We start from the raw sequence: 19,275 nt of genomic DNA on the forward strand, positions 1-19,275 counted from the left end.
TACCTGCCTTTGCGGTGCCGTCTCCTTGCACATATGAACCGCATTGGCAGGACTTTTCGAAGGATCGATTCATGCAACGTTTGACAGCAACAATGAATCGCCTGCTGTGGTTGTGCCGTTTACTCGTTCTGATGAGTAGCGTGCTGATAACAGCACAGGCGAATGCCGACATTTCGGAGATGTCTCAAGCCGCAAGCGCGCTTGCGGGGAAATCGTTTGATGACAAAGAAGTGGCGATTGCTTATATCGCGTCAGCAGAGTCGTCAGAACAAGCGAGTATCTCCCGCATTCAACTTCTTGAAGGCTTGCTTAACAAGCAGGTGGTTTATGATAAGAAAGCCAAATCCATTTGGTATCTTGCTGAGCCTCCATTGGCAAGAAGTAGTGAGCTGATCAATATCCTCTCTGGTGACACCGTGACGGTAGAAAAGAAACGCCAGTACCGTGCAGTGACCATCAACAACAAGATCCGCAGTCAAATAAAGACTGCTATGGCGACAGCTGAACTATCCAGCGCTGATACAGAAACCCGACAAACTGCAGCCAGGCGTATGATTGGAGAGCTTGATGCCGCCTTACTGCCAACTATCGTTTCTATACGTGATGATGAGAGTGACACTGTCACTAAAAAGTATCTATCGACGGCGATTTCTGTTTACGAAGTGGCAGAACGTAGCGAACCAAAGCAGATCAAAGAAGCTATTACTTTCCTGTCTGATGTTGGTTTGCCTGAAGCCTTTGATACGTTGCTAGCAGCAAGAACGAAAGTTCAGAGTGATGATGTTGAAACCATCGCGGCACTGGATAAAGCGATTGCTGAATATGAACAAAGTCAGCGTGTAGTAAATGCCGCCCAAACCCTGTACTTCGGCTTGAGTCTGGGTTCGGTATTGGTACTCGCGGGGATCGGCCTTACTATCACGTTTGGTGTAATGGGCGTGATTAACATGGCGCACGGTGAGTTGATCATGATCGGTGCGTATACGACCTATGTGCTGCAGCAACTTTTCCCTGCGCAAACCGGCATGGCGCTGCTGCTTTCTATTCCGTGCGCCTTTGTGGTTTCCGGTTTGGTAGGCATGGCGATTGAACGTTCGGTGATTCGACATCTTTACGGCCGACCCTTGGAAACCCTACTGGCGACCTTCGGCATCAGCCTTATTCTGCAACAAGCCGTGCGTAGCATCTTCTCGCCGCTTAACCGCTCTGTCAGTACGCCTGATTTTATGAGCGGCATGATTGAAGTCACTCCAATGTTAGAGCTGACGGCCAGCCGTATGTACATCATGGTGTTCTGCCTAATGGTCTTCTTTGCACTCCTGTTCATTTTGAAACGCACGCCACTAGGCTTGCAGGTTCGCGCCGTGTCGCAAAACCGTGCAATGGCGCGCGCGATGGGTGTGCGCTCAGAATGGGTCGACATGGCGACCTTTGGTTTGGGCTCAGGCATCGCCGGTGTAGCTGGCGTGGCGCTTTCCCAGCTCACCAACGTTGGGCCGAACATGGGTCAGGCTTACATCATTGACTCTTTCATGGTGGTGGTCTTCGGGGGTGTTGGAAACCTATGGGGAACGCTGGCTGCAGGCTTGAGTCTGGGCGTGTTCAACAAAGTCTTGGAACCTTGGGCGGGCGCTGTATTGGCGAAGATCCTCGTTCTGGTGTTCATCATCCTCTTTATTCAGAAACGTCCTAAAGGTTTGTTCCCGCAACGTGGACGCATGGCGGAGGACAACTAAATGGTTTCTAAATCTCTTTTCGACCGCTCAACGGTCATGATGATTGTGGTGCTGCTGGGCATTGGTTTTCTGGTACCTATCCTGAATCTGGTGGTACCAGCGGGCAGCATTTTTCATCTTGAAACGTATACCGTTTCTCTACTCGGCAAATATCTCTGCTTCGCCATTCTCGCGCTTTCCGTGGATTTGGTTTGGGGCTATCTCGGTATTTTGAGTCTGGGTCACGGCGCATTCTTCGCACTCGGCGGTTATGCCATGGGTATGTACCTGATGCGCCAGATTGGTGATCGCGGTGTTTACGGTAATCCAGAGCTACCGGACTTTATGGTGTTCCTTAACTGGCAGGAATTACCGTGGTTCTGGTTTGGCTTCGACCAATTCTGGTTCGCCTGTTTGATGGTGGTCGCCGTGCCGGGTTTGTTGGCCTTTGTATTCGGCTGGCTGGCATTCCGCTCCCGTGTGTCCGGCGTTTATCTATCCATCATGACGCAGGCGATGACGTTCGCTTTGATGCTGGCATTCTTCCGCAATGAAATGGGATTTGGCGGAAATAATGGCCTGACGGATTTCAAAGAAATTCTCGGCTTTAGTCTCCAGAGCGATGCCACCCGAATTGGGTTATTTACGGCGACCGTGATCGCGCTAATGCTGGCTTATTTGCTGTGCCGTGCTGTGGTTGTGAGCCGTTTAGGTGCACTGACGATCGCGGTTCGTGATGCGGAATCCCGAGCCCGCTTTGTTGGGTATCGTGTTGAGAATAGCAAGCTCTGGTTGTTTGTCTTCTCTGCCGCCATCGCTGGTGTTGCCGGTGCCCTGTATGTACCTCAGGTAGGCATTATCAACCCGGGTGAATTTGCGCCGCTGAACTCGATTGAAATTGTCGTCTGGGTGGCACTCGGTGGTCGTGCAACCCTTTACGGTGCTGTCATTGGTGCCGTTTTGGTGAACTACGCGAAAAGTTGGTTCACCGTTGAATTTCCTGAAGTGTGGCTGTTTGCGTTGGGTGCATTGTTTGTACTCGCCACCTTGTATCTGCCAAAAGGCGTAAGTGGGCTGTTTCGCAAGGAGGCAAACGCATGATGTCGAGAACCTTGGTGGTCGAAGGCATGAACCACCAAAAAGAACAACTGCCTGAGACCAATCCTACGGCGGAGCTGCTGCATGAAATCACCCGACGTGATCAGGTATTCAGCTTCCTGAAGCCTCAATACAACCCAAAAGTCGACGTGAAAAACGGCATGTTGCTGTACGTCGAGGGCGTGTCGGTATCTTTTGATGGTTTCAAAGCGATTAACGATTTGAACCTGTACATAAAAGAAGGCGAGCTTCGCTGCATTATTGGTCCAAATGGCGCGGGTAAAACCACCATGATGGACATCATCACGGGTAAGACGAGACCGGATGTGGGCGACGTCTGGCTTGGCCAGCAATTGAACCTGCTCAAGATGGATGAAGCGGAAATTGCCAATGCGGGTATTGGCCGTAAGTTCCAGAAACCGACAGTATTTGAAGCGCTAACTGTGTGGGAAAACCTCGAACTTGCGATGGCGGGGGAGAAGTCAACATGGCACCTGTTCCGCGCTGTTTTATCCGGTGAGCAGAAATGCGACATAGAAAGAGTGCTGGAGCTAATAGGCTTAGACACGCAGTCCAGAATGTTGGCGGGTAAGCTTTCCCATGGCCAAAAACAGTGGCTGGAAATCGGCATGCTGTTAATACAGAAACCTAAGCTTTTGCTGGTGGACGAACCTGTGGCGGGCATGACGCATCAGGAGATGGATCGTACCGCCGAATTGCTGCTTTCTCTGGCGGGCGAGCATTCGATCATGGTGGTTGAACACGACATGGATTTTGTGCGCAGCATTGCGTCGACAGTGACCGTGCTTCACCAAGGACATGTGCTGGCAGAAGGATCGATGAAATCGATTCAGGACGACCAGCGTGTTCGCGAAGTGTATTTGGGTCAATAGGAGAGAGCTTAATGCTGACAGTAAATGGATTAAATCAGCGTTACGGAGAGAGTCAGACACTCTGGGATCTTTCTATTGAAGCGCCAAAAGGACAATGCACCGTGGTGATGGGACGCAATGGTGTGGGGAAAACCACTTTGCTGCAAAGCATCATGGGGTTATTGAAAGTCGACAACGGGCAGATTCTGATGGAGGGTAACGATCTTGCCCCACGCCGTGCGGAAGACAGGCCAAGAGCCGGTGTAGGTTACGTGCCTCAAGGACGTCAGATTTTTCCACGATTAACCGTTGAGGAAAATCTGGAAATCGGCTTGCCCATTCGCCCTAAGAACGACAGGAAAATCCCGGATTACATCTATGAGTTGTTCCCGGTTCTGGCGGAAATGAAGCGTCGCTTTGGCGGGGATTTATCTGGTGGTCAGCAACAGCAATTGGCGATTGCCCGAGCTTTGGTGATCGATCCCAAACTGTTGCTTTTGGATGAGCCGACAGAAGGGATTCAGCCAAACATCGTCCAGGAAATTGGTGACATCATCTGCAAACTCAATCAAGAGATGGGTCTCACTGTCATTCTTGTTGAGCAGAAGCTGCCTTTCGCACGAAAAGTCGGCGACAGATTCTGTTTGCTTGATCGCGGAAGAAGCGTGGCTAGCGGAGAAATGGACGAGCTTTCAGATGATCTGATTCGACAGTATCTGACGGTGTAGGAGTGATTGCATGGCACAAACGCTCTCTGATGTTTATGAAAGCAATGTCCTGAACACACAGTCTCACGGCCGATGGGAAGCGGAGCTTCACCTGAGCTATCAACACAACGGTACCCGAACGGTATTGCGTGATTGCCTGCACCGTGGCCCTTTAGCGGTGCAGCGCGCTTTGTATCCGGAAGGCGGCGTATGCCACGGCCATTTGTTGCATCCGCCGGGTGGTGTGGTGGGTGGCGATAGCCTGAATGTGTTTGTCGACGCCAAAGACGGCGCAGAAGCATTGATTACCACTCCTGGCGCAACCCGTTTTTATCGCTCAGACGGTCGCGTTGCAACGTTAAATCAATCGCTGAAAGTGGGTCAGGACAGCCGTCTTGAGTGGCTGCCGTTGGAAAATATTGCGTTCCCGAATGCCCATCTTGTTACCCGCACTGATATTCAAATTTCCTCTGATGCGCGCTTTGCGGGCTGGGAGATTTGGACTTTGGGACAACCTGTTTCCAACCAAGCCTTTGATAAAGGTGTGATTGATGGAATAACCACGATTTCCATCGATGACAAGCTCGTTCTCTGCGAGCGCCTTCGCGTCAATCCAACCACCTTACAACACTCTGCTGCTGCGCTTCGTGGCTATCCCGTTGTCGGTTCGATGTTCGTGTATGGCGATGCAGAAGCTTTATCCGAGTTACTTAAAAGCTGGTGGGCTGAGCAGGATAAACCGAATGAGCTTGAACTCGGCATTACCTATATCGATGGCTTGCTGGCTTTGCGGGCATTGGCATCAAACACAGAAACCCTATTCCACATTCTGACGGAATGCTGGCTAAGAATTCGAAAACACTGGACTGGCACAACCCCTGATGTTCCCAGAATCTGGCGTACTTGATTTATAGCGGTATTGACCGCGAAAACTGCGAGGAGTCAACACATGGAGTTAACCCCGAGAGAAAAGGACAAGCTGCTGCTATTTACCGCTGCGTTACTTGCCGAACGACGTAAAGAGCGCGGCTTGAAGTTGAACTATCCCGAATCTGTCGCCTTGATCAGTGCCGCCATTATGGAAGGTGCGCGAGACGGTCGAACCGTGGCGGAGTTGATGGATTACGGTCGCACTATCCTGACCGTCAATGACGTGATGGAAGGGGTGCCTGAGATGATCCACGACGTGCAGGTGGAAGCGACTTTCCCTGATGGCACTAAGCTCGTCACTGTTCATGACCCGATTGTGTAGGAGGCCAGAATGAAACTAAAAACAGGTTCCTTCACGCCGGGTGAAATTCGCGCAGCAGACGGGGAAATCGAACTCAATGCAGGTCGCCAGACTGTTTCTATTGATGTAGCAAACACAGGTGACAGGCCTGTTCAGGTCGGCTCTCACTATCACTTTTTCGAAGTGAATGACGCGCTGGTTTTTGATCGCAACATGACAAAAGGATTTCGTCTCAATATTCCTTCAGGCACGGCGGTGCGTTTCGAACCCGGTCAAAGCCGCTCGGTAGAGCTAGTGGCTTACGCGGGTTCTCGCGAAGTGTATGGCTTTCAAGGGCGCTGCATGGGTCCGATAGATGGCGCTTCAAACAGCGATAAGGATGATTGAGATGAGTAAGAGAATATCCCGAAGCGCTTATGCCGAAATGTTCGGCCCAACAACTGGGGACTGTTTGCGCTTGGCGGACACCGAACTCTGGTTGGAAGTCGAAAAAGACTTCACGGTTTACGGCGACGAAGTGAAATTCGGCGGCGGTAAAACCATCCGTGACGGTATGGGTCAAAGTCAGCGCCCGAGCAGCGAAACACCGGACATGGTGATCACCAATGTTGTGGTGCTCGATTACTGGGGAATTGTAAAAGCGGATGTCGCCGTAAAAGGCGGTCGCATTGCAGGTATTGGTAAAGCCGGTAACCCGGACATTCAGGACAACGTTGATATCATCATTGGCCCGGGTTCTGAAGTGGTGGCGGGAGAAGGCCAAATCCTAACAGCGGGCGGCATCGATTCTCACATCCACTTTATCTGCCCGCAGCAAATCGATGAAGCGCTGACCTCTGGCGTCACTACCATGATTGGTGGCGGTACTGGCCCAGCGACGGGCACCAATGCGACAACTTGTACGCCGGGGCCTTGGAACATTCATCGCATGCTCGAATCGTTGGATGCGTTCCCGATGAACTTCGGTTTGCTGGGTAAAGGAAATGCGAGCTTACCGGATGCACTGGACGAGCAAGTTGCCGCAGGCGCATGTGGTTTGAAACTACACGAAGACTGGGGCTCAACACCTGCAGCGATCGATTGTTGTTTGAGCGTGGCGGAAGTGACCGATACTCAGGTTGCAATTCATACTGATACGCTCAACGAGTGTGGCTTTGTGGAATCGACGCTGAATGCCATTGGCGACCGCGTTATTCATACCTATCACACCGAGGGGGCGGGTGGTGGTCACGCACCAGACATCATCAAAGCGGCAGGACTCGCTAACGTGTTGCCGTCTTCGACTAATCCAACACGTCCTTACACGGTCAACACGGTGGATGAACACCTTGACATGTTGATGGTGTGTCACCACCTTTCACCTTCAATAGCCGAAGACATCGCGTTCGCGGAATCCCGTATTCGTCGCGAAACCATTGCGGCGGAAGACATGCTCCACGACATGGGGGCGTTTTCGATGATTTCGTCGGACTCGCAAGCGATGGGACGAGTTGGTGAAGTGATTCTTCGTACCTGGCAAACCGCGCACAAGATGAAAGTGCAGTTTGGTGCGTTGGAAGGCGACAGCAGCTATAGCGATAACGCGCGCATTAAACGCTATGTGGCGAAATACACCATCAACCCGGCAATTACTCATGGCGTCGCCCATGAAGTGGGCTCAATTGAAAAGGGCAAATTGGCGGACTTGGTACTTTGGAAGCCTGCCTTCTTTGGTGTGAAACCGTCGCTGGTGATCAAAGGTGGCTTAATTGCTACCGCGCCAATGGGCGATCCAAATGGCTCTATTCCAACGCCTCAGCCTGTGCATTACCGCCCGATGTTTGGTTCTTTTGGTGCTGGCCCAGCGCAGAGCTCGCTGTTGTTTATGTCTCAGATGTCGATTGATAACGGTGTACCGGAAATGCTGGATCTGAAGAGTGGTGCAGTGGCGGTGAAAAACTGCAGAAACATCCGCAAAAAAGACATGAAGCTTAACGATTGGCAGCCAACGATCGAAGTGGATCCTCAAACCTATGAGGTACGCGCTGATGGTCGACTACTGGTTTGTCAACCTGCTGACGTATTGCCAATGGCGCAGCGTTATTTTCTGTTCTGAGGTGAAGAATGATCGAGTTTACAGAAATCATCAAAGCATCGGATGTCAGGGAAAGTGATATCACCGAGATGGCAACAATCCACTTGGGTATCGACTCAAGAATAAAAAGCCGTATCCGCGTCACGTTGGACAACGGCAGTGAGGCTGGGCTATTTCTTCCTCGAGGGCAAACGCTTCGGGGTGGCGATGTATTGGTGTCGACCTGCGGCCACCAAGTTCGTGTTATCGCGGCAGAGGAAAAAGTATCAACCGTACACGCTGATGATGGCGTTTTATTGGCAAGACTCGCATACCACTTGGGCAACCGCCATGTGCCGCTACAAGTGGGTGATTGGTGGGTACGTTATCAGCATGACCACGTTTTAGACGAAATGGTGGGATTACTCGGAGGCCGTGTGGTGGTCGAAATGGCCCCTTTTGAGCCAGAAGCGGGCGCTTATGGCGGCCATTCATCTGGGCATCATCACCATCACTAATTTTCAATTCAGGGAGTAATAAAATGAATATCAAATCTATGGTTATCCTACCGCTTTTGACTGGTGTGTCGCCTGCGTTTGCACATGAAGGAAATATCCATCACTCAGACGTAGCCATGCACCAGTTTATTGATGGTATCGTCCATCCGTTTACTGGAATACTTCATTTGGCGCTTTGGCTTGCAGTAGGCGTTTTCATCGCGCAGTTCTCTACAAAAACAGCTAAACGAAACGCTGCCATTGCGGTGATGGTTGCCGTCTTTGGTGCGATGCTACTGCCTGTCAGCTTGGTAAATGGCGCGATGTTATCGCCACTCTTGTGGGGGGCATTGTTGGTTATATCTGGCGCAATTTGGTTGCGTAGTGAGTCTTTGAACATGGCGTCAAACATGATTGGTGCGATTGGCTTTGCACTGCTGATTTCATCGGGATTCGCCCATGGCAGTCATCTGGTTTCCACTTACTTTGCAACAGGGTTCGTTATCGGAGCTGGTGCTCTTCTGCTCATGGGGATACGAATCGGTAAGTTGATTGATGTACGTAAGCTGTCCTACGCATTAGGACTCGGAGGCCTTTTTGTCACACCATTTGTGGGCTAATCCAGATGAACACGCATTACCGTCTGTTTCAGCTTATCAGTCCTTCTTTGCCAGTTGGGGCGTTCAGTTATTCTCAGGGCTTGGAGTGGGCGATTGAGACGGGCTGGGTAAAAAATGAAATAGCATTAAAGAATTGGCTAGTGAGTTTGGCAACAGACAGTTTGCAACAACTTGAGTTGCCAGTACTTAGGCGTGTTTTCGGTGCGTTGAAAGCTGATGATATGGATTCTACTAACCATTGGTGTGATTGGCTTTATGCCAGCCGGGAAACGATGGAATTACGAAAGGAAGAGCTTCAACGCGGCCGCACCATGTTGAAACTGATGCAGCAACTTCATTTGATTCAGGGGGACGGCCCGTTGGGTCAGATTTTGGCGAAAAGTCAGGTCGCTGGCTTCGCGTATGCCGGCATGAAATGGGGCATCGAAGAAGAAGCCCTTTGCCACGGTTACGCCTGGAGCTGGCTTGAAAACTGTGTCGTTGCTGGCGTGAAAATGGTTCCTTTAGGACAAACAGCGGGGCAGCGTGTGTTGATGGAAGTGTCTTATGCATTGCAGGAAGTCGTCGAGGCGTCGCGTTTTATCGCTGACGAACAAGTCGGCTCCTTTGCACCTGCACAGGCCATTGCGTCGAGCTGCCATGAAACACAATACACGCGGCTATTCCGCTCATAAGGAGAATGAAGATGGATTACAAACAACCGCTAAGAGTCGGTGTAGGTGGCCCGGTTGGGTCAGGAAAAACAGCGCTTTTGGAAGTGTTATGTAAAGCCATGCGCGATATCTATTCGGTGGCCGTCGTCACGAATGATATTTATACCCGTGAAGATCAGCGCATTCTAACCGAGGCCGAGGCCTTGCCTGCAGAACGTATTGTTGGGGTAGAAACCGGCGGTTGTCCGCACACTGCGATTCGCGAAGATGCATCAATGAACCTTGAAGCAGTTGAGGGATTGGCAAAGCTTCACAAAGATCTGGATTTGGTGTTTATCGAAAGTGGTGGCGATAACCTAAGTGCGACGTTCAGCCCTGAACTGGCTGATTTAACGATCTACGTAATTGACGTGGCGGAAGGTGAGAAAATCCCACGTAAAGGCGGGCCGGGCATTACACGGTCTGACCTACTGGTGATCAACAAAATCGACTTGGCACCCTACGTTGGCGCGAACCTCGACGTGATGGATTCGGACACCAAAAGAATGCGCCCGGTGAAGCCTTATGTGTTTTCAAACCTTAAAGAAGGGGTGGGGCTGGCGGAGGTGATTCATTTCCTCGAAACGGAAGGAATGCTAAAAAAAGCGGGTTTAAATACCCAAACACCCTGAAGATACGAGCATTAAGAGGTCATCAATGCGTTTAATTAGAGGCAAATTTTGACGAGAAATAGTTATTGTGTTTTCTTGGTATTTAACGAAGGAGTGGGCGCATTGAGGCCCTCCCTTCGGGCGAGTTGACTGACGCCGTGTTCTTTGTTGTTCCTTTTTGATGGAGGTGACTACACCTGCAAAGGAACGCCGCGATCACAACGCCAGTCAAGCTCGCTGAATCCTGCATCTTCAGGGTGTTTGGGTATTAGCCCGCTTAGAAGCAATTGAATTACTTACCGAACCCGTAATGCCGGAAATAACAAAAACTGACCCAGCTCACCAGAAGAGTTGCTACCGTCAATTCAACCAAGCCTAAGCGTTCCAGCCAAGTCCAATGGGGGAAGTCCTTGCCCAGCCATAGAATCAATCTCTCCATAGCCACGGCACTGATGACAGAAGGAAAGGTCAGCGCAGCCAGCGTCGGCTGGAATGGTTCTTTGAGTAGATCGACATAACAGAGATAGACGAACAGAGTCATCATGATTCCCACACCAGCAAGCGCACCGGCCAGGATAGGGTCAGGTGTTGGCATGTTCACGAGATATGCCGTGAGAGCAAGGTTCACCGGCGCTGCCATAATCGCTAATACTGGGTGAGAGTTTCTCGGTAGGCTTCCCAAAAAGCAGAGCCGATAAAGCACAAATGGTAGCATGCAGAAGTAAGCGCCAATACAGATGTGAGCGAGCAGAGCAGATTCGTTATCAAAACCCAGTTTAGGGCCTGCAAGCGTACTGCTGATTAACCCAACTGGGTAGAGAAACCAACTTGGGTATATGTTGCACTTTTCGAAAGCTTTGAGCTGATGAAAAAAGAAAAAACACATCATAAAAATGTGCATACCCATCGCTGGATACCACACCACAGCTGCCACACTCACATTCACCTCTGCCAGAAAATCTGCCATGAGTAACAGCGACATGGTCATTGGCGCCATCAGACTGCCGTATAGAGGGTCACGGAGATCTTGAAAGAAACGCTTTGGCTCTAAGATGTATTTCAACCAGACAGGACCAATCAGCAAAATGCCGATAGTAGAGAGAATCGGTCTGGTCAGATGTCCGGTAATAGGATGATAGAGAGACCAAGCAACACCCAGCCCAAAAAATGCCATCGCAAGGGATGCTTGGGCTGTAGGTATAAATCGAAAAGGAGAGTGGAAAGCTGTCAATCTAACATCCATGCGCTAACTACAGAGTGGGCATTATACGCCTGCTGATTTTTGGTTGTGAGTGGGATCGTGAAATTTCTTTATTAATTTCAGATAATAGGGACAGAGAATTTCTAAAGATGTCTTTCAGGCCTTGTGTGGTGCGGCTTTAAAGCATAATTCCTGCCGTAAAATCACCCCAAAAGACTGATATTGTCGAAAGCGGAAACCTGATCACAATCACAGAATTGCAATGTAGACCGTTTCTAAAGCTTATCTATACTCAAATTGCACCCAAAAATTTAGACGAATGAGGATGAGCTTTGAGCTTTAGTTCGCTAGGCAAAAGAGCGCTGGCGACGAATTTGGGTTGCATAACAATTTGGACTGTTACACCCGTGTAGAAATACACTAAACCTGAAAAAGACCTTACAAACCACAAAGCCCATGGGTTGCATATGCACGAGGCTAGGGAGCTCAACATAGTGAGCATGGTAGGGCATGAAATATCTACGACAACACCACAGTATTCGATTTTCAACCTTTAGAGTTAAGCAAAAAGCCACCGTTTAGGTGGCTTTTTTTCGTTTGGACAAAGCTTAGAAAGAGATATGTCGCCTGCCATTCGGCGCTCGCTTTTCGGTTTGCGGCTTGGATCTTTCTTTTGCTGTTTTAGCTGGTTTTGCTACGGATGCTTTACCCGTTGGCTTCTGAAGTTGTTTTGCCGAGGGCTTTTTATCCAGCTTTTGTTTTTTCGGCTTTGGCTTAGTCAGTGTTGGTGGCGTATCGCAAATTAATACGTAATACTCTTCATTGAAAGCAATCACATCACCATCATAAATTTTGCAGCGCTTACGTGTTTCTACTTCACCGTTAACAATGACATAGCCATCTGTAATGGCTATTTTTGCTTCACCACCACCGCTAACGGCATTCGCAATTTTGAGTATTTTGTACAACTCAACCGGCTGTGATGAAACTTCTACACCCAGTGCTTCTACTTCAATTTCTTCGTGCGACATGTTCGCTACTCATTTTTTTGTGATTTGTAAGGTCAACAGACCAAGAGGGAGTTTAGCGTAATATTCGATATCTGTGCACTCTGAAACGCACGAATGACGTGGCTTGGAGAGTATTGACGATATAACACGCAGGTGTACTGTTGTGGTGCAAAACTGTGTTTGGTAAAGCATGTGTGCGTTCGGAATCTCTTGAAACTTGAAACTGTATGTAATAAAAATACTTTCGTTGTGATGAGTTATGAAATTTTTCTCAATTTCCGCTGTCATATCATACAGCTTCATCCTGCATCTAAGAATAAATCATTCATTCTTAAGAATTGTGCTCCTTGAGGTAAACAAATAAGGGGAGTCAGCCAATAAATTGGCAACTGCGGACGAAGTGTATTTTAAACACTCAGGAATGTAATGCATGCTCACCTTCATTCAACAAGGTCAGCCCATTTTAACCTGAATAAAAAAAGAGGTGTTCTCTATGAGTAATAAAGCAAGACGCCTGTGGTTTTACCATCAAAGTAAAACGCAAAAGACGCGTCCATCAAAACTGCGTTAATCGCAAAGATACCAGAAACGCCATCCGGCGTTTCTGGTTCCAAAGCCATTCCAAGCTTCCCAACTTCCCATTCAAATCCTCGTTTTATTGAAAATTACACAGCAAAAGTGGGGCAACTGTCAGAAATTTCTATTTAAAATCAGTATCTCGACCCGCCGCTGGCTACACTTTAATCATGCCTATTTGTGAATAAATATAACAATCAAATCAGGACGCAACACAACTACTAATACGGATGTCGGGAGAGAGAAAATGAATGTATTGTCTTGGGATAATATCTCCAAGTTAGCAGGACAAACCGTTCAACTGATAGATGGTGCAGAAAACGAATACGATGTGTTGGTTGAAGCAGTGAATGAAGGAGAGGGAAACGGCACTACTAAAGATGACCGCCTTGTTGAACATTACACTATTGTTCTCGTTGGTCCGGAAGACGCTGAGTTTCCACAAGGTAATTACCTTATCTCCCATCACTCAATGGGACAGCAGATTCTCTATATGATGCAAGCAGGCAATAATCGCTATAGCATCACTATTAACACAGAGGCGTAAGTTCTACGCCTCTTTAGCTCACTTTCTCACCAAGCAAATTCTAACATCTCGCATTGAATTCCCGTCTTGATAGATTCGTTGCTATGATACTGCCTTTCTGTGTAGTCTCGGTCAGAGGTTGTATGCATCGCATTCTTCTCGCTTTTTTCTTTGTCATACTTGGGTTTTCTTCATCTGTCTCTGCGCGTGAAGATGTTCTGGTGTTTGCGGCATCATCGATGACAACAGCGCTAAATGAAATCGTGGAAGTGTATCAAAGAAAGACCGGGAATAAAGTAACTGTGTCTTACGCCTCTTCCTCTGCTCTGGCTCGTCAACTCGCATACGGTGCACCCGCTGACATTTACATTTCGGCCAACGAAAAGTGGATGGATTACTCGGTAGAACAGGGTGTGATAGAAGAGAATACCGTGATGCCTTGGTTGGAAAACCAACTGGTATTTGTTTCAGGGAAAGATGTTCGAACCCTGCCGGCTTTGGATGATAAAACCTTAATTGAAGTGATTGGTAAAAGTAGGCTGGCTATATCCGATCCCGGACATGTCCCTGCCGGCATTTATGCCAAAGAATCACTGGAAACGATGGGTCTGTGGGGCAGTGTAAAGAACAAATTGGCATTATCTAATAGTGTAAGAGCGACGCTGGCTCTGGTGGAGCGGGGCGAAGCTCCGCTCGGAATTGTTTATTTTTCCGATGCCAAAGCATCATCACGCGTAAAGGTGACTGCTAAGATCCCTGATAGCGCGCATTCGCCGATTGTATTTCCTAAGGCTCTAACCAAAGGAGCAAACAAAAATGCTGAACAATTTTTCCGCTTTATGGATTCAGATGTCGCAACAAAGATTGTCGCCAGCAACGGGTTTGTGGTGATGCAAATGAAAAAAGAGCAATAAAAACTGATGTTACTCACACCTGTTGAATGGGAAGCGCTGGCACTCAGCCTGAAAATATCCTTTGTGGCCGTTGCTGCAAGCTTGCCGCTTGGTGTCGCTACCGCCTGGTTACTGGCGAGAAAGGAGTTTGCCGGTAAGTCGTTGCTGGATGGATTTATCCATCTTCCTTTGGTGCTTCCTCCCGTCGTCATTGGTTACCTTTTGCTTGTGTTAATGGGACGTCGTGGTGTAGTCGGAAGTTGGCTCTATGAGACTTTTGGTGTGTCATTTTCCTTTAGTTGGAAGGGTGCGGCTTTGGCTTCTGCCGTCGTGGCGTTTCCATTGCTGGTTCGCGCGGTAAGACTTTCTATCGAACTTGTCGATCAAAAGCTCGAACAGGCGGCGCGCACATTAGGCGCTTCTCCGTGGCGTGTTTTTTTTACGATCACCTTGCCTTTAATAGCGTCAGGTATTTTGTCTGGACTTGTTTTATCCTTCGCCCGTAGTTTAGGTGAGTTTGGTGCGACGATCACTTTCGTTTCGAATATTCCGGGAGAAACTCAGACAATCCCGTTGGCAATGTTTGCCTTCCTGGAAACGCCGGGCGCTGAAGAGAGCGTGGCACGCCTATGTGCTATCTCCATTGTTATTGCTTTGCTGTCTTTATTCGCTTCTGAGTGGCTTAGCCGTAGAATGAAAAGGAAAATGGGAACGTAATGATTACACTGACGCTTAACATTGACCTTTCCCCTTTTCAGCTCAGTGTGGATGAAACCATTCCTTCGTCAGGCATTACTGCGGTTTTTGGGCGTTCTGGCGCGGGGAAAACCTCACTTATCAATGCGGTGAGTGGTTTGGTGAAGCCTGATGCAGGGAGAATTGCCTTGGGCGAAAAGGTACTGTTCGACAGTATTGAAAATATCAACCTTGCTCCTGAACATCGCCGGATTGGCTATGTTTTTCAGGAAGCGAGGCTTTTCCCACACATGTCAGTTGAAAAGAACCTTAAATACGGACAGCGCAGAGAGGATAAAGATCAGTTCGACGAAATCACTCAATTGCTTGGCATAGAACACCTTCTTGAGCGATATCCTTCTGCGCTTTCAGGCGGAGAGAAGCAGCGTGTAGCCATCGGTCGAGCCTTGCTCTCAGACCCAGAGTTGTTAATCATGGATGAGCCTACGGCTTCTCTTGATGGTCCGCGTCGGCAAGAATTGATTCAGTATTTACTCCGTCTTACCACATCTTTGAGTGTGCCAGTGCTTTATGTCAGCCACAGCTTAGATGAAATCCTACAGATCGCCGACAACATGCTGATTCTAAATGAAGGGAAGACGGTGGCGAATGGCCCACTTCATGATGTTTGGGGATCGGCACCGATGCGCCCTTGGCTGTCTGCGAAGGAGCAAAGCGCCCTGGTGACGGCAAAGTTAGTTGGTTATCACCCAATTTATGGTATGGCGCAACTGGATCTGGAGGGAGAAACTGTCTGGGTGACTAGAGTGGAGGATGTGGAAGGCTCCATGCTTCGCCTTCGTATTTTTGCCAACGATATTTCTATTGTGAAATCCCGTCCTTCCGACACTAGCATTCGAAACATTCTGCCAGCGGTTGTTGAGGAAGTTTGTCGTTCAGAACTCGGAGACAATGAACCGGATTATTGTCAGGTTGTGTTACGGGTTGGTAACCAGAGATTGCTGGCAAATATAACCCGATGGGCCATCGATGACCTTGGGCTATCGTTTGGTGATGTGGTATTCGCTCAGCTAAAGGGCGTCAGCATCACCAAGGGAGATTTAGCCCAAGAGCACAAGAATTTTTATTAATTTCTATGACGTTTCTGTCGCAAATTAAAGTAGAATCTCCGGGCGTTTGCCTAACATCGCAGTTATTCAAGGTCCGCAATATAGCGGTGCGTGACCAAAGTGATGTTCGCGCGCAACGCTTCAGGGCGGCCTCTTGCATGATGAGTCGCAAAATTCCTCTTTAGATATAGGCAATAGCATAATTTTCACGAGCAGATTAGATATTCTGGTTGAGTAGATGGCTCGTGATGAGTAGTAGGAGAGATAAATGTTTGCATGGCTAACTGGCTTGTTTAAGAAAGAAAAACTCAAGTCGACAGATTGGGTAAAGAAGCTCATGCAAGCGAATCGCTCTGGTAGCTATGGAAAATACCGCGAGTATTATGACAAGCACGTTAACCGTATTCACCAGTCGTATCACAAGGATTTTCAGCGATTCGAACGATTCGCAGTTCAGAACTATAAAAAGAATGACCAGCGTGCGTTTATCGCAATCAAGACAGCGATGTACGCGCATAAGCTGAACCAAATAAAAGTGGCTGCCTGTTTAACAGCGTCCGTGATCAATTACAACAAGACGCTTGTGGAAGGAAACAAAGTTCAAATTCACCCAAGGTTATTGCGAGCAGCAACCTCGCTTCACAAACAGATTGTCGAAGCTCACACCAGTTCAAAGAAAAAAACCGAAGAAAAAGCCTGATTATTCAGGCTTTTTTATGTCCGAAATTTGAATTTTTCGTCGTTAATTCTGACCCATAACTTTCCAAATGACTGACAACGTTGATCATATAAACTTTTGCTGTCTTGACTATGTTTAGAGTTGATAAGATTCTTCGTGAGCTTGAATGGTACTAAGTCTTTTAGAAACAAAGGTATATGATCTATATTGACGAATTTTAATATGACCGATTGTAGTAAAAATTATTAGACCTCAAATAAAAGTGATGGATATCACATTATTACTTTGCTAAGGTGCCGCCCCTCACACACAATGTGAGAGTACAATGACTTTTACTTCTCTTTTTAAAGCTGAAAAGCTGGTATCTACCCTAACCATTAGCTTTTTTTCTTTGTTCCTTTTAGCGGCTATGATCGATATGTCGCTTTTCTCCCAGACTATCAATCAGATGTTTGGATTCGCAGCAGAAGAGTTCGGCGCATTCTGGCAATGTTTAATGGTGGCAAATCTTGCATTGGCTCTTGTCATTGCTATTTCTCCTTACGGAAAACTAAAACTTGGCCATCAAAGCAAACCGGATATCAGTGCGTTTCGCTGGGTATCGATGATCATGTGTACATTGCTCGCAGGTGGAGGCGTGTTTTGGTCTGCCGCTGAACCTGTGTATCATTTCCTTTCGCCTTCTCCTTCCTATTCTGGCGTTGGACAGTACACAGAAGCTGCAGTGACCGCAGCGTTGAGTCAAAGTTTTCTCCACTGGGGGTTCTTGGCTTGGTCGGTTTTAGGCACACTGGCGACAATTGTTTTGATGTACGCGCATTACGAAAAAGGGCTCAAGCTAAGACCTCGTGCGCTACTATATCCCGTGTTTGGAGAGCGGTTTGAAAACCATTGGTTTGGCGCGGTTGTTGATGCATGTTCAATTATTGGTGTAGCAGCGGGCACGATTGGGCCAATCGGCTTTTTAGCAAGCCAGTTAGGTTTCAGTATTGAGGTTTTGTTTGGTATCGATAATACCCTTAGCTCGCAGGTACTTATCCTATTGGGAGTGGTAGCAGTTTACTCACTTTCCGCATTTACGGGAATGGACAAAGGACTTCAGTGGCTTTCGAAAATTAATGTAATTGGCGCGTTAGCATTACTTTTGCTTGTTCTGACATTGGGCCCAACTTCGTTCATCTTTGGTTCATTTGTGACTGCATTTGGTAGTTATATTGAGCATTTTTCGGCGATGAGCTTAGGCACAGAAAAAGCAGTTTGGATGACTAACTGGACTTGGTTCTTCTGGGGATGGTTTATTGGTTTTGCGCCAATGATGGCGATTTTTATTGCCAAGATATCCCGAGGTAGAAGTATTCGTGTACTAATCCTGGCCGTAGCAGTGGGGTCACCGCTCGTCACCAACTTCTGGTTCACTACACTGGGCGGTACAGGTATTTTCTTTGAGCTGACCAATCCGGGCGCAATTTCAGGCCCTATGGCTGGCGCTGGGTTACCTGGTATTTTGATTGCGACGCTTCAGCAACTACCACTACAAATTATTCTGGTGCCAGCTTTCTTGCTTCTCACCACAACATTTGTAGCAACGACAGGTGACTCCATGGCATATTCCATTGCTGTTGTGACATCAGAAGACGCTACACCTTCTAAATACCAGAGACTGTTTTGGGCAGTAATGCTGGGTTTGGTGGCGGCAGTATTACTGACTGCAGGGAACGGTGGTTTGGCAGCACTGCAGTCTTTTATCGTTGTCACTGCGGTACCTGTCTCGCTATTGATAGCAACGACGTTGATTTCAGCACCAGTAGCATTGAAAGGCATGTCTGCGGCTAAAGCGATACAGCAGAAGTGGTAGTCTGATAACTTCAACTGGCGCCATTACCACAGCGAAGCCATATGATTCAGATAATGAATATAGTTGTCTAAGTCTTCCTGAGTATCGATATCTATATTGCACTGATCAATGGCAACCACGTTCACCATGTGCTTGCCATTGTTCAATAGGTGTTTGGCACCTTCATCACCTTTCAAGGTTTTTAACTCTTCAAACATAGTTTTTGAGGCGATCGCGGGGGCACCTACGGTGTCATGATACTCGCAACAAACCGCGTCGTTGATGTGCTCTTTAAAGACTTTCCAAAGCAGTTCGATGTTATCAGTGCTGATAGCAGGCTGGTCGGCGAGCATAAACAAAATGGCGCTATAGTCACTCTCTAACTTCTCAGTCACGGAGGAAATGACGCTACCAATACCTTCTTTCCAGTTACCAATATAGAGGGTTTTGGCTGGCCAATGGTTTTCTTTACACGCGGCTTCGAGCTCTTTGTGCCAAAAGCCTGTTGCAATGAATATGTCTTGAGTGACAGTAAACGCAGCGTTGATGGGAAAGCTGATGATTGGAGAGCCGTTGATTTCGGCCAGCGCTTTGCATTCTTGAAAACGGGAAGCGCGACCTGCAGCGAGTATCACTGCGGCAAGTTTTATCATTC

At 48.1% G+C, this 19,275-nt stretch carries 22 protein-coding genes; 18 read left to right on the forward strand and 4 right to left on the reverse strand.

Annotated features, from left to right (window positions below):
• Positions 1–71: 71 nt before the first annotated feature.
• The 12 genes from urtB to ureG are packed head-to-tail and all read left to right on the forward strand — an operon-like array spanning position 72 to position 10,117.
• A complete protein-coding gene (gene urtB, locus VP504_RS23415) occupies positions 72–1,736 on the forward strand; it encodes an urea ABC transporter permease subunit UrtB (protein ID WP_442788922.1) in 1,665 nt (554 codons plus the stop codon).
• Complete coding sequence (urtC, locus tag VP504_RS23420; RefSeq protein ID WP_325894444.1) at positions 1,737–2,816, forward strand: urea ABC transporter permease subunit UrtC; 1,080 nt, start codon at positions 1,737–1,739, stop codon at positions 2,814–2,816.
• The gene (gene urtD, locus VP504_RS23425) at positions 2,813–3,706 is read left to right on the forward strand and encodes an urea ABC transporter ATP-binding protein UrtD (protein WP_325894445.1); all 894 of its coding nucleotides are present in this window, start codon (positions 2,813–2,815) and stop codon (positions 3,704–3,706) included. The genes urtC and urtD overlap by 4 nt, the downstream gene beginning before the upstream one ends.
• 11 nt (positions 3,707–3,717) lie before the next feature.
• Positions 3,718–4,413 carry an urea ABC transporter ATP-binding subunit UrtE gene (urtE, locus tag VP504_RS23430; RefSeq protein WP_325894446.1) on the forward strand — a complete coding sequence of 232 codons (696 nt, stop codon included), beginning with the start codon at positions 3,718–3,720 and terminating at the stop codon, positions 4,411–4,413.
• Positions 4,414–4,423: 10 nt separating this feature from the next.
• Positions 4,424–5,299, forward strand: a complete 876-nt coding sequence (locus VP504_RS23435) for an urease accessory protein UreD (protein ID WP_325894447.1) — start codon at positions 4,424–4,426, stop codon at positions 5,297–5,299.
• A 42-nt stretch (positions 5,300–5,341) separates the two neighbouring features.
• Positions 5,342–5,644: an urease subunit gamma gene (ureA, locus tag VP504_RS23440; RefSeq protein ID WP_002536054.1), complete on the forward strand. Its 303-nt coding sequence runs from the start codon at positions 5,342–5,344 to the stop codon at positions 5,642–5,644.
• Positions 5,645–5,653: 9 nt separating this feature from the next.
• Positions 5,654–6,010, forward strand: coding sequence for an urease subunit beta (locus tag VP504_RS23445; RefSeq protein ID WP_325894448.1), 357 nt, complete (start codon positions 5,654–5,656; stop codon positions 6,008–6,010).
• A 1-nt stretch (position 6,011) separates the two neighbouring features.
• A complete protein-coding gene (gene ureC / locus VP504_RS23450; RefSeq protein ID WP_325894449.1) occupies positions 6,012–7,718 on the forward strand; it encodes an urease subunit alpha in 1,707 nt (568 codons plus the stop codon).
• Positions 7,719–7,726: 8 nt separating this feature from the next.
• Positions 7,727–8,194, forward strand: a complete 468-nt coding sequence (gene ureE / locus VP504_RS23455) for an urease accessory protein UreE (RefSeq protein ID WP_325894450.1) — start codon at positions 7,727–7,729, stop codon at positions 8,192–8,194.
• 23 nt (positions 8,195–8,217) lie between these two features.
• Positions 8,218–8,793: a HupE/UreJ family protein gene (locus VP504_RS23460; RefSeq protein ID WP_325894451.1), complete on the forward strand. Its 576-nt coding sequence runs from the start codon at positions 8,218–8,220 to the stop codon at positions 8,791–8,793.
• 5 nt (positions 8,794–8,798) lie between these two features.
• Positions 8,799–9,467 carry an urease accessory protein UreF gene (locus VP504_RS23465; RefSeq protein ID WP_325894452.1) on the forward strand — a complete coding sequence of 223 codons (669 nt, stop codon included), beginning with the start codon at positions 8,799–8,801 and terminating at the stop codon, positions 9,465–9,467.
• Positions 9,468–9,478: 11 nt separating this feature from the next.
• On the forward strand, positions 9,479–10,117 hold the full coding sequence (gene ureG / locus VP504_RS23470) for an urease accessory protein UreG (RefSeq protein WP_325894453.1): 639 nt from the start codon (positions 9,479–9,481) through the stop codon (positions 10,115–10,117).
• Between the two features lie 271 nt (positions 10,118–10,388).
• Here the strand turns inward: ureG and VP504_RS23475 are convergent, their stop codons facing one another.
• From VP504_RS23475 to VP504_RS23485, 3 genes are all read right to left on the reverse strand, one after another.
• Positions 10,389–11,270: a TDT family transporter gene (locus VP504_RS23475; protein WP_442788923.1), complete on the reverse strand. Its 882-nt coding sequence runs from the start codon at positions 11,268–11,270 to the stop codon at positions 10,389–10,391.
• 635 nt (positions 11,271–11,905) lie between these two features.
• On the reverse strand, positions 11,906–12,328 hold the full coding sequence (locus tag VP504_RS23480) for an RNA-binding S4 domain-containing protein (RefSeq protein ID WP_325894455.1): 423 nt from the start codon (positions 12,326–12,328) through the stop codon (positions 11,906–11,908).
• A gap of 470 nt (positions 12,329–12,798) precedes the next feature.
• Positions 12,799–12,927 carry a hypothetical protein gene (locus VP504_RS23485; protein WP_269747464.1) on the reverse strand — a complete coding sequence of 43 codons (129 nt, stop codon included), beginning with the start codon at positions 12,925–12,927 and terminating at the stop codon, positions 12,799–12,801.
• Between the two features lie 203 nt (positions 12,928–13,130).
• On the opposite strand from VP504_RS23485, the gene VP504_RS23490 reads away from it, so the two are divergent.
• From VP504_RS23490 to VP504_RS23515, 6 genes are all read left to right on the forward strand, one after another.
• Complete coding sequence (locus VP504_RS23490) at positions 13,131–13,430, forward strand: DUF6916 family protein (protein WP_325894456.1); 300 nt, start codon at positions 13,131–13,133, stop codon at positions 13,428–13,430.
• A gap of 122 nt (positions 13,431–13,552) precedes the next feature.
• Positions 13,553–14,323, forward strand: coding sequence for a molybdate ABC transporter substrate-binding protein (gene modA, locus VP504_RS23495; protein ID WP_325894457.1), 771 nt, complete (start codon positions 13,553–13,555; stop codon positions 14,321–14,323).
• A 6-nt stretch (positions 14,324–14,329) separates the two neighbouring features.
• Positions 14,330–15,019, forward strand: coding sequence for a molybdate ABC transporter permease subunit (modB, locus tag VP504_RS23500; protein ID WP_325894458.1), 690 nt, complete (start codon positions 14,330–14,332; stop codon positions 15,017–15,019).
• The gene (modC, locus tag VP504_RS23505; RefSeq protein ID WP_325894459.1) at positions 15,019–16,128 is read left to right on the forward strand and encodes a molybdenum ABC transporter ATP-binding protein ModC; all 1,110 of its coding nucleotides are present in this window, start codon (positions 15,019–15,021) and stop codon (positions 16,126–16,128) included. Before modB ends, modC begins: the two co-directional genes overlap by 1 nt.
• A gap of 247 nt (positions 16,129–16,375) precedes the next feature.
• Positions 16,376–16,807, forward strand: coding sequence for a hypothetical protein (locus tag VP504_RS23510; RefSeq protein WP_325894460.1), 432 nt, complete (start codon positions 16,376–16,378; stop codon positions 16,805–16,807).
• 304 nt (positions 16,808–17,111) lie between these two features.
• The gene (locus tag VP504_RS23515) at positions 17,112–18,641 is read left to right on the forward strand and encodes a BCCT family transporter (RefSeq protein WP_325894461.1); all 1,530 of its coding nucleotides are present in this window, start codon (positions 17,112–17,114) and stop codon (positions 18,639–18,641) included.
• A 23-nt stretch (positions 18,642–18,664) separates the two neighbouring features.
• Here VP504_RS23515 and VP504_RS23520 read toward each other — a convergent pair whose 3' ends face one another.
• The gene (locus VP504_RS23520; protein WP_325894462.1) at positions 18,665–19,273 is read right to left on the reverse strand and encodes a nucleotidyltransferase family protein; all 609 of its coding nucleotides are present in this window, start codon (positions 19,271–19,273) and stop codon (positions 18,665–18,667) included.
• Between the last annotated feature and the right edge of the window lie 2 nt (positions 19,274–19,275).

The organism is Grimontia sp. NTOU-MAR1 (assembly GCF_035758505.1).
Classification (GTDB): Bacteria; Pseudomonadota; Gammaproteobacteria; order Enterobacterales; family Vibrionaceae; genus Enterovibrio; species Enterovibrio marinus.